We start from the raw sequence: 14,272 nt of genomic DNA on the forward strand, positions 1-14,272 counted from the left end.
CCGTCAGTTCCAGATCGCGGCCGCCCACTCCGGGTGGTCGATGAACGGGTTGCGGTTGCCCTGCCACTGGGCGTGGATGCGGTCGTTGCGCCGCATCTCGAAGGCGTCGACCGGGTCGGCGGCGTTCCACTGCAGCAGGACGTCGAGGTCTCCCAGGCGCGGCACGGCGCTGCCGACGGTGGTGCTCATCTCGAGGTTGGTGAAGCCGTCGTCGCCTTCGTAGCGCACCGCCATGTAGAGCAGCATCCGCGCCACGTCGCCCTTGACCGCGTCGCGCGGCTCGAAGGAGTCGGAGTCGGTCCAGCAGTCGTTGCAACCCGACACCGCGGAGCCGCCGTTGTCGAAGTCCTTGTTGCCCCGGGTGCCGTTGACGGTGACGTCCTCGGCACGGAGGTGGTGCAGGTCGGTGCCGGGTCCGGCGCTGGTCGTGAAGCCACCCCGCGATTGAGCAAAGACATGTTCCCGGTTCCACTGGCCGGCGTTGCCACCGTTGTTCGCCTTCGAGATCGAGCGGCCGGTGTAGAGCTCGATCACGTTGGCGGTGTTGGCGGGGTCCTGGTCGGTGTCCTTCAGCGCGGTCCACACCGCGTCGTACGACAGCTTCGTGTGGTTGTCGATGATGTCGTGCAGCGAGGTGCGCAGTGCCGTGCCCGACTTCCCGACCGCCGGGGCGTAGTAGGTCGAGTCCCACGGACTCGTGCCGCCGGTCGGTGGTGGGTCGGTGGGACCGCCGCTCGAGAGGGCGAACGCCGAGGTGCTCGTCATGCCGGGGTGCGAGAAGTACGCCGACAGCGCGCCGGTGACGTCGATCTGCTTGCCCATCAGGGACGGGTTGGACCTCAGTCCCCACTGGGACCGGAAGGCCGAGGGGATCTGGACGTAGAGCATCGACGACGTGTTCGTCTGGCCGGCCGAGTCGGCGATCGCGAGTGCGTAGTCACTGGGGAAGCCGGAGCGTACGACGGTGCTGGTGGCGGTCGGCTGTCCCACGACGTAGCCGCGCACGGTCTGCGTGGCGCCGGTCTGCTGTCCGATGGCCTGGCTGACGGTGAGAGGCGTGGCGGCCTGCGCGGGCCCGGTGAGGGCGGGCAGCACCAGCACGGACAGCGACGTCGACAGGGAGAGGACGAGGGAGGTGACAAGGGCGGCCGCGAACGACCTGCCCTTCCCGAGAAGGAGGGTCATGGACGGTGAGCCTGCCGCAACTCGTCCCGGGGCGGAAGAGAGGCGAAGATACAGGCTTCCCGTGTGCCTCACCCGTCACTCGACACCCCTGCTGAAACGGGTCTGGTGTGACCAGTGGTGCCGGTGGGACACTCGGCACGCTCAACGAGGTCCCTCTACGCCTCCTTACACCTTGTCATACCCAGTTCTGCGAAAACGCCACGGAATGTCGCGAGAGTCTTTAGGTTGAGTCTCGCTCCGGTCCTGCCGGGCACGTTTCGTCGGCGAAGTCACCCCCTAACGCGAGGCACACATGACTCTGGATGCAGCCCAGTCCCGGAAGGGCGCGGGTCTCTCGGTCGCTGGTTGGCCGCTGCGCCGCAAGATTGCGCTGGCCCTGGCGATCCCGCTGCTCCTCGCGGCCACCCTCGGTGGTCTCCGGGTGCAGGGCGACCTCGGCGACTCCCGGCAGGCCGCGTCCGGCGCCAAGCAGGTCACGATCATCCAGCCCGCGGTCGACTACCTGACCGCGGCCGAGGCCGCCATGGTCGCGGCGCAGTCCGACAGCGCCTCGAGCCAGGGCGACCTGATCGACTCGATCGACGACATCATCACCGACGCCGAGACGCTCGTGCAGACGCGCGACAGCGCCGACCTCAACGACCTCCAGAAGGCCCACGTCAACGCGCTGCTCGACCTCAGCCAGGCGCTGCGCGCCGAGGGGGCCGAGGAGCTCGGCCCCGCCACCTGGGTCGCCCTGGTCCGCCAGCTCGAGTCCAGCGTCTCGCAGCTGATCACCAGCGTGAACGCCGCCCAGGAGACGCCTGAGCCCCGCCTCGAGCAGCTCTCGCAGGCGATGAGCGGTCGTCTCTCGCTGGCCATGCAGCAGGGACTGACCGCCAGGACGCTGTCCCTGTCCACCTCCCAGGACCTCTTCTCGGAGCTCGGCGTGGAAGCGGCGGCCATCGACCGTCTCGCCGGTGCCGTCGAGGGCGGCGAGGTGTGGGCGGCCGCGCTGCGTACGGCCAACACCCGCCACGCCGGCGAGATCCGCGACGACGCCGTCACCGACCTCGGCGGACGCGACGCCTTCACTCCCTACGACGAGATCACCAAGAAGCTCATCAGCGGAGTCACCGCCTCGCTCGACGACGCGGCCTCCGACGCACAGCGCGCCGCGCTCGTCGGAGCGGTCATGACGCTGATCGCCCTCGGTGCAGCCATCCTCATCGCGTTCGTCATCGCCCGAAGCCTGCTGGAGCCGATCGGCCGGGTGCGTGAGGGTGCCCTCGCGGTGGCCCGCCACCGCCTGCCCGACGCCGTCGCCCGGATCCGTGCGGGCCAGGAGCCTGAGCCGATCACGACGATCGACGTCACCACCAACGAGGAGATCGGCCAGGTCGCGCGAGCGGTCGACGACCTCCACCGCCAGGCCATCCACCTCGCCTCCGGTGAGGCCCAGCTCCGCCAGACGGTCAACGCGATGTTCGTGACGCTGTCGCGCCGGTCCAACTCGCTGGTCAACCAGCAGCTGGCCCAGATCGAGCGCCTCGAGCACGACGAGGAAGACCCCAAGCGCCTCGAGTCGCTGTTCCGCCTCGACCACCTCGCCTCGCGCATGCGTCGTACGGCCGACTCGCTGCTGATCCTCGCCGACGCGCCCAACCGTGCAGCCGGCCACTTCAGCCTCAGCGTCGGGGAGACCCTCCAGGCCGCGACCTCCGCGGTGCAGGACTACCAGCGCGTGCAGATCCTGTCGAACCTGGGCACCCGCGTCGGCGAGGACGCAGCTCCCGACGTGGTCCACCTGCTCACCGAGCTGGTCGACAACGCGCTGACCTACTCGCCGCCGGCCGAGCCGGTCCGCCTGGCCGCCAAGCTGGGCGCCGACGGTGTGACCATCACGGTCACCGACTCTGGCCTGGGCGTCCCGGCCGCCGAGCTGGAGCAGCTCAACCGCGACCTGGCGCACGGCGCCGAGGCGACGCCCGACACCGCACGACGCATGGGTCTGTTCGTGGTCTCCCGCCTCGCCGAGCGCCACGGCATCGAGGCCCACCTGGCCCGCAACCCCGGTGGCGGCATGACGGCCACCGTCCTGCTCCCGCCGTCGATCCTGCCCGAGCTGCCGCAGACAGCGGCACCGGCCACCTCCCCTGCGGAGTCGGCGGAGACCCTCGAGTCCCGCACCGTCGAGACGCACGAGGTGTCCAAGCGCGAGGCCCGCAACCGCTCGCGTGCCGAGAAGGCCCAGGCCAAGGCCGCGGAGAAGGCTGCCGGTAAGGCCGCCGCCGAGAAGGCCGCTGCCGACGAGGTCGAGGCAGCCTCCCGGGCCGCCGAGGCCAAGGCTGCCGAGGAGGCCGCCGAGCAGGAGGCCGCCGCGAAGGCCGCCGCCGCGCCCGATGCCGACGACTCAACCGGTACGCCTGGCCGGCCGTCCCTCGAGAGCCTGCTGCCGCGTCGCGAGCCGGGCGCCAACATGCCCCGCACGGGTGCGGACGCGTTCCTCCCTCCGGAGACCTCCAGCGCCAGCGGACCGCTGTTCGGCAAGCGCACGCCTGCCGACGCGACGTCGACTGACGGCGTGGGTGCCGACGCAGCCGAGTCCTCGGAGCCGACCAAGGCCGAGAAGGTCGCCCGGGTCGTCCCGATCACCGCACTGGCCGCACGTCAGCGGGCCCAGGCCCAGGAGGCGCGGGTCTCCGAGCCCGTCGTCGAGGAGCCCGTCGTCGAGGAGCCCGTCGAGGAGCCCGTCGCCGAGGAGCCCGTCGAGGAGCCCGTCGCCGACGAGCCCGTCGCCGAGGAGACTGCTCCCGAGGAGACTGCTCCCGTGCCCGTCGAGGAGCCCGCCCGGGCCCACGACCCGCTGTCCGACCCGCTGCCGGCGGACGCCTTCGAGGCGGCCGAGCCCGTCGCCGAGGACGAGCCCGAGTCGGAGCCCGAGCCCGAGCCGGTCGTTGCGGCCGAGCCCGAGCCCGAGCCGGAGGCCCAGCCCGCCGCGGAGGTCGACGAGCACCACATCGAGGTCGACGCCGACGACCCGCTGGGCCTGGGGACGCCCCGCCAGCCCGAGCCGGTCGCCGAGCCCGTCGCCGAGGAGCCCGCGCCGGCCGAGGAAGCTGTCGAGGAGACCTTCGAGGAGCCGGTCGCCGAGACGCCCGCCGAGGAGCCTGTTGTCGAGGCCCCCGCCGCGTTCGTCGAGGCCGCCCCAACCGGTCCGCACCACAACGGTGCGTCCCCCAACGGTGCGTCCCCCAACGGTGCGTCCCCCAACGGTCTGCCTCGCAACGGTGCCGAGCCGGCCCGTGCCGGCGGCGACTCGCCGATCTTCAAGTCGATGCGTTCAGGCTGGCTCGCCGACGAGGGTGAGGGCGAGTGGCACGAGACCGAGGTCGACCGCGGCTGGGAGATCGCCGAGCACGTCGACGAGGTTCCCGTCGCCGAGTCCACGGTCACCGGACTTCCGCGACGCGCCCCCGGAGAGCGTCTGGTTCCGGGTAGCGTTACCCCGCCCGTGGCGGCCAAGACGCGTGACCCCGAAGCCATCCGTCGCCGGCTCCAGGCACACACCGCGGGAGTCTCCCGCGGTCGACGAGCAGCCCAAAGTCCCCCACAGCACACGGAAGCAGGCCCCGCATGACGCACGAATCCTCCGCCCCCGCCGCCAGCGCCGCTGGTGACGACCGCGACCTCGACTGGGTGATGTCGCGCTTCGTCGAAGAGGTTCCCGACGCCGCGCACGCCATCCTGGTCTCCGCCGACGGTCTCCTGATGGCCTCGAGCACCAGCATCCCTGGTGAGCGCGCCGAGCAGGTGGCTGCCGTCTCCTCCGGTCTCGCCAGCCTCGCGGTCGGTGCCGCGCGCCTCTTCGAGGGCGGCTCGGTGATGCAGACCATCGTGGAGATGGAGATGGGCTTCCTCATGCTGATGAGCGTCGGTGACGGGTCGAACCTCACCGTGCTCACCACCGAGGAGGCCGACATCGGCCAGGTCGGCTACGAGATGGCCCTCCTGGTGGACCGCGTGGGACGTACCGTCGAGGCTCAGGCCCGCGTCGGTACGGGCGGCTGACCGGACTCGTGTCATGACGCCGCCACTCGAGCCGGAGGACGAGGCATACCGCCCTCGTCTCATCCGGTCCTACACACTCACCGCGGGCCGGACGGCAACCAATGTCGACCTGGCCATGGAGGCCACCCTGCGCCTCCAGGCCGGTGCGGAGGCGCCCGTCCTCACCCCCTCTGCCGCGCAGGTTCTCGAGGTCTGCGATCGGCGTTCCGTCGCCGAGGTGTCGGCACTGACCAAGATGCCGATCGGCGTCACCCGGGTGCTGCTGGGTGACCTCATCGAGCAGGGTCTCGTGCGAATCCAGGCCACCATCAACGACAAGACGTCGACAGATGAGCGACTCGAGCTCATCGAAAGGACCCTCCGTGGACTTCGAAACTACTAAGGCACAGCGAGCGGCTGCCTCGACGAAGATCGTCATCGCCGGCGGCTTCGGCGTCGGCAAGTCGACGCTCGTCGGCGCCGTGTCGGAGATCGACCCGCTGCGCACCGAGGCGCTCGTCACCAACGAGTCCGAGGGCGTCGACGATCTGGCCGCCGTGCCCACCAAGGCCACCACGACGGTGGCCATGGACTTCGGTCGCCTCACCCTGGCCGAGGACCTGGTCCTCTACCTCTTCGGTACGCCGGGACAGCGCCGCTTCTGGTTCATGTGGGACGACCTGTGCCGCGGTGCCATCGGCGCCATCGTGCTGGTCGACGTGGCGCGCCTCGACGAGTCGTTCTCGCCACTGGACTACTTCGAGTCCAAGGGCATCCCCTTCATCGTCGCCGTCAACGAGTTCGACGGCGTGCCGCGCTACCCCGTCGAGGAGATCGCCGCCGCGCTGGCCCTGCCGGCCGAGGTGCCGATCATCAGCCTCGACGCCCGCGACCGCGAGCAGGCCAAGGGTGCGCTCGTGAAGATCACCGAATACTCCCTCATGCGACTTCGTGAGTCGCTCACCGCGAATGCGAACTAGTGACATGACCCGAGCAGCTCGTCGTCCCCACCCTGCCCGCGCCGCGGCAGCAGCCCTGTCCTCAGCGGTCCTGATGGTCACGCTGAGCGCCTGCGGTGGCAGCGCCAGCGGGGAGTCCACGGACGCCCTCAGTGACGTCTCGCCGGTCTTCGAGGGCGCGCTCACCGTGTGCACGGACATGCCCTACGCGCCGTTCGAGTACGAGGAGAAGGGAAAGCCGACCGGTTTCGACATCGACCTGGTGCGGAAGGTCGCCGATGAGCTCAAGGTCGACCTCGACGTGGTCGACGTCGCCTTCGACGACATCATCTCGGGCACCTCGCTCAACAACGACGTGTGCGACGTGGCCATCTCGGCCATCACCGTCACCGGTGAACGGGCTCGTGTCCTCGACTTCTCCAGCCCGTACTTCGACGCCAAGCAGGCCCTCGTCACGCCGCGCGGCTCGGGCCTCGACGAGATCGCCGAGCTGAGTGGCACCCGCGTCGGCGTGCACCAGGACACCACCGGTGAGATCTACATGGGCGACTACGCACCCGAGGGCACCGAGGTCGTCCCCTACGAGGACTTCGCCGACCTGCTGGAGGCGCTCGAGGCCGGGGAGCTCGACGCGGCGATGCTCGACAACACGGTGTCCGGTCAGGTCGTCACCGACAACCCGAGGCTCAAGCTCGCCCGCGAGTTCGACACCGGCGAGCAGTACGGCATGGCGGTGAGGAAGGACGGCAACATCCCGCTGCTGCGCACGATCAACAGCACCATCGCCGACCTCCGTGAGGACGGCACCTACAACAAGATCTTCAACAAGTACTTCGACTGATCCACATCGACGCCGATCCGGTCCCCCCGACCGGGTCGGCGTCGTCGTGCGTCCCGGCCAGGATGGCGGCATGGCTGTGGCGCCCCCGGGTCTACGGGGCGACGGTGAGGAAGAGGAACGCCGCCAGCAGGACGAGGTGCACGCCTCCTTGCAGCGGCTTGGCCCGACCCGGTACGACCGTCAGGATCGCCACCGCGGCCGTCAGGAGCAGCAGCACGCTCTGCAGCTGGTTGAGCCCGAGCTCGAGCGGGCCGTCGAGCCACAGGGAGGCGACGGCGATGGCGGGGATGGTGAGGCCGATGGACGCCATCGCCGACCCGAGCGCCAGGTTGAGGCTGACCTGGACGCGGTTGCGCGTGGCGGCGCGGACCGCCGCGATCGTCTCGGGGGCGAGCACGAGGAGTGCGATGACCACGCCGACCACCGCGTGGGGGAACCCGAGCGCGGCGACGCCCGACTCGATGGCCGGGGACTCGATCTTGGCCAGCCCCACGACGGCCACGAGGGACGCCACGAGCAGGGCGAGGCTGGTGTAGGCCGCACGGTCGGTGGGCGGGTCGGCGTGACCGTCCTCGTCGAGGTCGACCGGGTCGTGCTCGAAGGAGCCGGCGCTGTCGCCTCCGGCGGCGCGGTGGGCGGCGGCCTCGCCGGCCGAGGTGACCAACGGCGAGTGCCCGCCCTGGGTCACCGGGAGGAAGAAGTCGCGGTGCCGGATGGTCTGGGTGAAGACGAACATCCCGTAGAGCGCCAGCGACGCGATGGCGGCGAAGGTCAGCTGGGCTCCGGTGAACTCCGGCCCCGGCTCCGAGGTCGTCACCGACGGGACGACCAGGCACAGCACCGCCAGCGCGATCACCGTGGCCAGGGCGGCACCGGTGCCCTCCGGGTTGAAGACCGCGAGGTGGTGCTTGAGCGCCCCGACGAGCAGCGAGATGCCGACGATGCCGTTGACGGTGATCATCACCGCGGCGAAGACCGTGTCGCGGGCCAGGCCCGCGGTGTCCTTGTCGGTGGTCACCATGAGGGTGACGATGAGTCCCACCTCGATGATCGTGACCGCGACCGCGAGGACCAGCGAGCCGTAGGGCTCGCCCACGCGGTGCGCGACGACCTCGGCGTGGTGCACCGCCGCGAGCACGGCACCGACGAGCAGCAGCGCGAGCACGGCCAGCACGAGCGATCCCGGGTGCCGTCCCCACGTCAGCACCAGCGCCACGGCAGCCAGGAGGGGAGTGACGGTCGTCCACGAGAGCCGGGGCATGCCGCCACCCTAGGGACCCCGGCCCAGCCCTCGACTCAGCCCTCGAGCCTGCTCCCGCTCAGCTCTCGGGGGTGGTGAGCTTCTCGAGCCGTGCCCGCAGCAACGGGACCCGGTGGCTGTTGCCGGCGAGCGTGACGTACTGCTCGCCGAAGATCGCCAGCAGGGCGTCGTCGAGGCGGCGTACGGCTCCGGCGGGGTAGCGGTAGCCCATCCGGCGGATCACCGCGTCGGCGTCCACCGAGGTGAGCAGGTCGCCGAGGTCGTCGACGGTGTCGATGCCGAGCTCGGCCAGGAGGCCGGCGATCCAGTCGTAGTGGTCGGTGTGCGACCAGCCGGCGTCGCTGTAGTGGCCGGCCAGGAAGGTGGCGAGGTCCTGGCCGACGATGTGGTCGGCCTCGCCCTCGGTCGGGTTGCCGGGTGCCGCGGCCTGGATCCGCTCGCGGATGGTCGCGAACTCGCGGTCGGCGAGCTCGATCAGCCCGGCGGCGAGGGTGAAGCGACGGTCGAGGTCGGCCGCCGCGTCCTCGGGGACGTTGCCCTTGTAGCGGATGTCGTGCTCGAACTCGGCCCACGCGTGCTGCAGGACCGTCCGCACCTGGACGCTGGCTCGATGGCCGGCGAGGTCCGCGTGGGCGTCGCCGTCGCCCGGCTCGCCCTGCGCCGGCCCGTCGGTCGTGCGCACCAGCAGGTGGCGGCTGGCATAGCCGAAGCGGCCCGACCGGGCGGTCTCCTCGCCGAGGTCGCGGTCGTCGAGGATGGTGAGCTCGTCGGCGAGGAGCTCGGCCACGGCGGCGACGTCGCTGTGGACGTAGGTGATGACGCGTACGCCGATCTGGTCGGTGATCTGCCCGAGCGGCTCGGGGTAGAGGGGGCTGCCGTCCTCGGTGCGGTTGGCCTTGGCCGCGAACGAGGCCACGCTCTTGGTACGCCCGGTGACGCTGAGGTAGTCGATCCCGGCGTCGTCGAGCAGGGTGCGGATCAGCGTGACGTAGCCCGCCGTCGCGGCGGCGAGCTGCGGCTGACGCGAGGCGTAGGTGCGTACGGCCTCACGCACCGGCTCCCGCTCGGCGGATCCAGGCTCGCTCATGGCGCACACCCTGCCAGACCGGCAGGCCGGCCGGTCACGACGAGCCCGGCCGACGAGCCCCGACGACGAGCCTGGCGGGGGAGCGGCCGCGGGGTGGCTATCGTCAGATCACCATGACATCCACGTTGAGCACCTCACTGCGCCGCTCGGGCGCCCGCACCCGGTCCGCCCTCGTCCTCGCCGCAGGCATCGCCCTGTCAGCCGGTCTCACCGGCTGCGGCTCAGACGGTGCGTCCGGCGGTGGCGACGACACCGCGACCGACCCGGCCCCCTCCTCCAGCACACCTCCACCCGCGGAGGACGCCCCCGCCGAGTCCCCGACGGAGACGAGCACACCCGAGACCGGCAGCGGCTCGCTCGAGACGATCGAGGCGATCGGCTCGGCAGGCGTCACCGAGGCCACCCTCCTCAGCGCCACGGAGGCGGGCGGTGCCGAGTCGACGCTCGCCTTCGCGCTCGACACCGACCAGGCCAGGGCCGACTTCGGCGCGCAGTTCGAGGGCCGCTTCGGCGACACGGTGAGCGCCGCGGCGGTGGACGCCATGGAGCAGGCGCCGGACTCCACGACCTACGGCGCGACCGTCTCCATCGGCTGCGACGCGCCCCGCGGGGTCGCCGTCGAGGCGGGAGAGGCGGGCTTCGAGGTCATCCCCCGGCTGCCGAAGAAGGGCGTCCAGTGCCTGGCGCCGGTCACCTACGTGGTCCTCTTCAACGCGCCGAACGCCTGAGCCTCAGGACGGCGTCGGGGCCGGCGGAGTCGGCGTCACCGTCGGGGTCGGGGTCGGGGTGGGCGTGGGCGTGGGCAGGATCGGGACCACTGGCGGCAGCGGGGCCCCGTAGAACAGGCCGAAGCCGTTGGGCACCTTGCGCTCGCTGCCGTCCGACGGCTCGTTGACGATCGCCATGGCGCCGGTGCCGTTGCGGGTGTACATCGCCGACGAGCCGCCACCGTCGAGGTTGATCGCGTTCTCCACCCCGAGCGCCGTCATGAAGTCGGCGAGCTCGACCATCGTGTAGCCGCGGCTGACCGCCGATCGCCCGTCCACGACGAGGATGTGCAGCTTGCGCCCGTCGGCGTCGATGCCGACCGCCGTACGCGGGTGGGCGATGGTGTTGTTGATGACGGTGCGCACCCCGTTGACGAGCAGCGGTCGGTCGCCGCTGATCGCTGCCGTCGGGCGGCCACCCTCGATCCGCTTCGACAAGGTGATCCGCTGCCGCGGCTGCACGCTCTTGAGCTGCTTGGCTGCCTTCCCGACGCCGATGAGCACCCGATCCTTGGAGCGGATCTTCCGGCCGGACGAGAGCTGGCTCCGGTTGGAGACCACCCGGTTCTTGCGGAGCACGACCTCGCGGGCGTTCTTCTTCCCGCCGGTGACGTCGTATCCCTTGGTCCGGTTGAAGGCGTGGGTGAAGACCCCGATCTGGCCGCGCGGCACGCGCGGGTGGTTGAAGCCGCTGACGAGCCAGTCGCGCTGCTGCCGGATGGTGTACTGCACGCTCAGCGGGCTGACGTGCGGGCCCGACTCGTCGAACCACAGGGTGGAGTTCACGCCGGGGATCCACCCCTCGCGCGACCCGGTGAGCACGCCGCCGTCGTCGATGGTCACGCCGAGGGGCGCGTCCGTGCGACCGATGTCGAAGAAGTCGCCGTTGACCGCGGCGAGGGCGCCGCTCCACCGGCCGAGCTGGCTCACCGTGCGGCGGCTGGTGACGAAGCTGGGGGTCAGGGCGCCGAAGCTGATGCTGGCAGCGTCGAGGTTGACCGTCACCAGGTTCATCCGGACCTGCCCGATCGGCTGGCGGCCGTCCACCTGGTCCCACTCGCGCAGCGTCACGCCGGGCGCGATCTCGTACGTCGTCTCGTTGGCGACCACCGCGGCGCGGCCACGCCCGTTGACCGGGTCGCCGACCACGACGCCCGGTTTGCCGTCCGAGGTCTGGTTGCGACCGCGGTAGCCGCTCTTGCCGCCTGACGTGAGCTCCGCACGGCTGGAGGTCGTCGACTCACCGCTCGGGTCGCCGTCGTCGGCGACCGACGGGCCGACCCCGAGGCCGGCGACGAGCACCCCGGCGGTGGTGAAGGTCAGGGCCCGGCTGCGGGTCAGCTGGGAGGGCAGGGAGCGGCGCGGGAAGACAGACACGCGTTCCAGAGTAAAGGACGTCGTGGGACTGGTGGGAAAATTGGGAACACCGGCGCTGCGGCGCGTCAGGCTGTCCACCCCCTCCCGGACGCCGGCGAGCGCCTAGGCTGCCGGGCGTGCCCGAGACGCCCCCTGTGTGGAACACCTTCCACGCCGGCGACAACCTCGACGTGCTGCCCCGCCTCGAGCCAGGCTCCGTGGACCTCGTCTACACCGACCCTCCCTACAACACCGGCAACGACTTCGCCTACGCCGACCGCTTCCGCGACGACGCCCACGCCGATCCGTACGCCGGCCGGCACGCCGCGTGGACGGCGATGATGCGCCCGCGGCTGGAGGCCGTGCGCGAGGTGCTGGCACCCCACGGCGCGGTCTTCATGAGCATCGACGACAACGAGGCGGCGCACCTGCGGCTGCTGATGGACGAGGTGTTCGGGGAGGCCAACTTCCTCGCGCAGATCGTGGTGAACCTCAACCCCAAGGGCCGCCAGCTCGGCCGGGGGTTCGCGACCAGCCACGAGTACGTCCTGGCGTACGCCCGGAACCTGTCGTCGTGCGCGGTCGACGGCAGCTCGACCGCGTCCGTCGACGAGGCCGACTTCCCGCTGCGCACGCCGGACGGGCGACGCTTCCGCTACCTCCCGCTGCGCAACACCAACAAGAAGTTCAACCCGGTGAGCGCCCCGACCCTGCACTTCGCGCTGCACGGCGACCCCGTCACGGGCCGCGTCGCCACGACCGAGTTCCCCGGGAGCCAGGCCCTCACCCCGGTGTTCGGCGACGGGCGCCCGGCCGTGTGGCGCTGGTCGCGACCGCGTGTCGACGAGCGCCCCGACGACCTGGAGTGCCGCGTGATCCGCGGGCGTACGGGCGCGCGGGTCGACATCTTCCAGCGGGACTGGCTGCACCGCGAGGGCGGACGTCGCAAGAAGCTGCGGACCATCTGGCTGGCGGAGGAGATCGGCTCGACCGACACCGCAGTCGCCGAGCTCAAGGCCCTGGTCGGCCACGTCTTCGAGTCGCCGAAGCCGACCGGGCTGGTGCGGCGGATCCTCGAGACCGTGCCCCGTGACGTGGTGGTGCTCGACCCGTTCGCCGGCAGCGGCACCACCGGTCACGCGGTCGCGCTGGCCAACGCCGCGGACGGCGGCACCCGCCGCTGCATCAGCATCAACTCCACCGAGCCGACGCGGGAGGGCTCCAACGCCCGGCTCGCGGGCCTGGCGACCGTCGCCGACATCACCCGCGCCCGGCTGGCCGCGGTCGCCGAGTGCGTCGGCGGCGGGCTCGAGACCTCCGTTGGTTGAGGAGGTCGCGCAGCGACCGTCACGAAACCGCTCGACCAGCGGCAGGTCAGACCCCGGCGGCCCTCTCGAGCGCCTTCAGCTCGTCGTCGAGGTACTGGAGCAGCACCTGCAGGTGGGGCACGGTGCGGCGGCAGCCGGTCAGCCCGAAGCACATCTTGCCGTCGTAGGACGTGCAGGTGATGTTGAGCGCCATGCCGTTGATCGGGATGGAGAGGGGGTAGGTGCCGGTCAGCTTCGCGCCGTTCCAGTAGTGGGTCGTACGCGGGCCCGGGACGTTGCTGACGATGAGGTTGTAGGGCGGTCGCACGATGCCCTGCATCCGCAGGACCGGGCCGAGGATCGCCGGCGCCTGTCCGAGAGCGCTCATCGCGAGGATCTGGGCCGGAGTCATCGCCGAGAGACCCTCCTTGCCGTCCTTCATCGAGCGATGGATGGCTGACAGCCGCTGGGCCGGGTCGGGCAGGTGCGTGCCGAGCTGGACCATCACGGCGCCCACGGCGTTGCCGCCGTCGGAGGAGGCCAGGTGGGACTGCTTGGCCGCGAGCCCGACCGGGACCATCGAGACCAGCGTGGTGTCGGGCAGCGCGTCGAGCTCGGCGAGGTAGGTGCGCATCGCACCGCTGACCATCGCCAGCACCACGTCGTTGATCGTCGTGCCGGTCGACCTGCCGACGGCGCGCAGCCGCTCGACCGGCCAGTCCTGCGCGGCGAAGCGGCGCGAGCCGGTGATGCTCTGGTTGAGGATCGTGCGCGGGGCGTAGAGCGACAGGGCGGAGGTCTCGTTGCGCACGCTCTTGTTGAGGGTGCGGATCAGCGCACCGGGCATGCCGGCGGCCTCGGACGCGATCGCGAGCGCCGTACGCACCGTGGTCGCGGAGACGTCGGAGAGCGACGCGCCCTCGCCGGGGACCTCGTCCTCGCGCGGCCTGGGCGGACGCTTCGCCCACGGAGCCGGCATGTTGCGCTCGTCGGGGTCGGTGGAGAGCACGCTGGCCAGCAGGCGCATCGCCGAGACGCCGTCGACGAGGGCGTGGTGGGTCTTGGTGTACATCGCCACGCGACCGTCGCGCAGGCCCTCGATGACGTGGGCCTCCCACAGGGGACGCTCCCAGGCGAGGCGGGTGCTGTGCAGCCGTGAGCAGAGCTCGAGGAGCTCGCGGATCCGTCCCGGCTTGGGCAGCGCGCTGTGCCGCACGTGGTGCTCGATGTCGAACTGCTCGTCGGGCTGCCACACCAGCTGGCCGGCCGTGCGGGCCGAGCGGTGCGGGTGCTTGAGGAACAGCGGGGCGATCTCCTCGACATCGCGCATCTGCTCGTACATCTCGCGGACGTAGCTGCGCCCGGCTCCCGCGGGCTTCTCGAAGAGCTGTAGCCCGCCGACGTGCATCGGCATGTTGCGGTTCTCGGCCAGCAGGAAGCCGGTCGCGGTCGGGTCGATCGGGTGGACCACGTGACCTCC

The 14,272-nt window shown here is 71.2% G+C and carries 12 protein-coding genes; 7 read left to right on the forward strand and 5 right to left on the reverse strand.

Annotated features, from left to right (window positions below):
• Positions 1–3 precede the first annotated feature (3 nt).
• Positions 4–1,185 carry an endonuclease gene (locus J3P44_RS02090; protein WP_255888571.1) on the reverse strand — a complete coding sequence of 394 codons (1,182 nt, stop codon included), beginning with the start codon at positions 1,183–1,185 and terminating at the stop codon, positions 4–6.
• Between the two features lie 292 nt (positions 1,186–1,477).
• Between J3P44_RS02090 and J3P44_RS02095 the strand changes: the two genes are divergently transcribed.
• Genes J3P44_RS02095 through J3P44_RS02115 form a run of 5 tightly spaced genes read left to right on the forward strand, consistent with a single transcriptional unit; the run spans position 1,478 to position 7,014 of the window.
• Positions 1,478–4,804, forward strand: a complete 3,327-nt coding sequence (locus J3P44_RS02095; RefSeq protein ID WP_255888572.1) for a sensor histidine kinase — start codon at positions 1,478–1,480, stop codon at positions 4,802–4,804.
• Positions 4,801–5,235 (forward strand): roadblock/LC7 domain-containing protein, encoded by a 435-nt coding sequence (locus J3P44_RS02100; protein WP_255888573.1) that lies wholly within the window; start codon positions 4,801–4,803, stop codon positions 5,233–5,235. Before J3P44_RS02095 ends, J3P44_RS02100 begins: the two co-directional genes overlap by 4 nt.
• Positions 5,236–5,248: 13 nt before the next feature.
• Complete coding sequence (locus J3P44_RS02105; protein ID WP_255888574.1) at positions 5,249–5,617, forward strand: DUF742 domain-containing protein; 369 nt, start codon at positions 5,249–5,251, stop codon at positions 5,615–5,617.
• Entirely contained in the window at positions 5,598–6,194 is a 597-nt protein-coding gene (locus J3P44_RS02110; RefSeq protein ID WP_255888575.1) for a GTP-binding protein, read from the forward strand. The genes J3P44_RS02105 and J3P44_RS02110 overlap by 20 nt, the downstream gene beginning before the upstream one ends.
• A 4-nt stretch (positions 6,195–6,198) precedes the next feature.
• Entirely contained in the window at positions 6,199–7,014 is an 816-nt protein-coding gene (locus J3P44_RS02115) for an ABC transporter substrate-binding protein (protein ID WP_255888576.1), read from the forward strand.
• A gap of 91 nt (positions 7,015–7,105) precedes the next feature.
• Here J3P44_RS02115 and J3P44_RS02120 read toward each other — a convergent pair whose 3' ends face one another.
• Positions 7,106–8,275, reverse strand: a complete 1,170-nt coding sequence (locus J3P44_RS02120) for a calcium:cation antiporter (protein WP_255888577.1) — start codon at positions 8,273–8,275, stop codon at positions 7,106–7,108.
• Positions 8,276–8,333: 58 nt separating this feature from the next.
• Positions 8,334–9,362: a GTP pyrophosphokinase gene (locus J3P44_RS02125; RefSeq protein WP_305121866.1), complete on the reverse strand. Its 1,029-nt coding sequence runs from the start codon at positions 9,360–9,362 to the stop codon at positions 8,334–8,336.
• A gap of 113 nt (positions 9,363–9,475) precedes the next feature.
• On the opposite strand from J3P44_RS02125, the gene J3P44_RS02130 reads away from it, so the two are divergent.
• Positions 9,476–10,090, forward strand: a complete 615-nt coding sequence (locus J3P44_RS02130; RefSeq protein WP_255888578.1) for a hypothetical protein — start codon at positions 9,476–9,478, stop codon at positions 10,088–10,090.
• Between the two features lie 3 nt (positions 10,091–10,093).
• Here the strand turns inward: J3P44_RS02130 and J3P44_RS02135 are convergent, their stop codons facing one another.
• Positions 10,094–11,506 (reverse strand): phosphodiester glycosidase family protein, encoded by a 1,413-nt coding sequence (locus J3P44_RS02135; protein WP_255888579.1) that lies wholly within the window; start codon positions 11,504–11,506, stop codon positions 10,094–10,096.
• 116 nt (positions 11,507–11,622) lie between these two features.
• Here J3P44_RS02135 and J3P44_RS02140 point away from each other — a divergent pair, with 116 nt between their 5' ends.
• Positions 11,623–12,813, forward strand: coding sequence for a site-specific DNA-methyltransferase (locus J3P44_RS02140; RefSeq protein WP_255888580.1), 1,191 nt, complete (start codon positions 11,623–11,625; stop codon positions 12,811–12,813).
• A 46-nt stretch (positions 12,814–12,859) separates the two neighbouring features.
• On the opposite strand, the gene J3P44_RS02145 is transcribed toward J3P44_RS02140, so the two are convergent.
• Complete coding sequence (locus J3P44_RS02145) at positions 12,860–14,263, reverse strand: WS/DGAT/MGAT family O-acyltransferase (protein WP_255888581.1); 1,404 nt, start codon at positions 14,261–14,263, stop codon at positions 12,860–12,862.
• Positions 14,264–14,272: the final 9 nt, after the last annotated feature.

Origin of the sequence: Nocardioides astragali (assembly GCF_024436375.1) — a bacterium.
GTDB classification, from domain to species: Bacteria; Actinomycetota; Actinomycetes; order Propionibacteriales; family Nocardioidaceae; genus Nocardioides; species Nocardioides astragali.

Bases quoted from the DNA above. Each gene is read 5' to 3' on its own strand.
- J3P44_RS02090 (WP_255888571.1), bottom strand. From the start codon at position 1,185: ATGACCCTCCTTCTCGGGAAGGGCAGGTCGTTCGCGGCCGCCCTTGTC.
- J3P44_RS02095 (WP_255888572.1), top strand. From the start codon at position 1,478: ATGACTCTGGATGCAGCCCAGTCCCGGAAGGGCGCGGGTCTCTCGGTC.
- J3P44_RS02100 (WP_255888573.1), top strand. From the start codon at position 4,801: ATGACGCACGAATCCTCCGCCCCCGCCGCCAGCGCCGCTGGTGACGAC.
- J3P44_RS02105 (WP_255888574.1), top strand. From the start codon at position 5,249: ATGACGCCGCCACTCGAGCCGGAGGACGAGGCATACCGCCCTCGTCTC.
- J3P44_RS02115 (WP_255888576.1), top strand. From the start codon at position 6,199: ATGACCCGAGCAGCTCGTCGTCCCCACCCTGCCCGCGCCGCGGCAGCA.
- J3P44_RS02120 (WP_255888577.1), bottom strand. From the start codon at position 8,275: ATGCCCCGGCTCTCGTGGACGACCGTCACTCCCCTCCTGGCTGCCGTG.
- J3P44_RS02125 (WP_305121866.1), bottom strand. From the start codon at position 9,362: ATGAGCGAGCCTGGATCCGCCGAGCGGGAGCCGGTGCGTGAGGCCGTA.
- J3P44_RS02130 (WP_255888578.1), top strand. From the start codon at position 9,476: ATGACATCCACGTTGAGCACCTCACTGCGCCGCTCGGGCGCCCGCACC.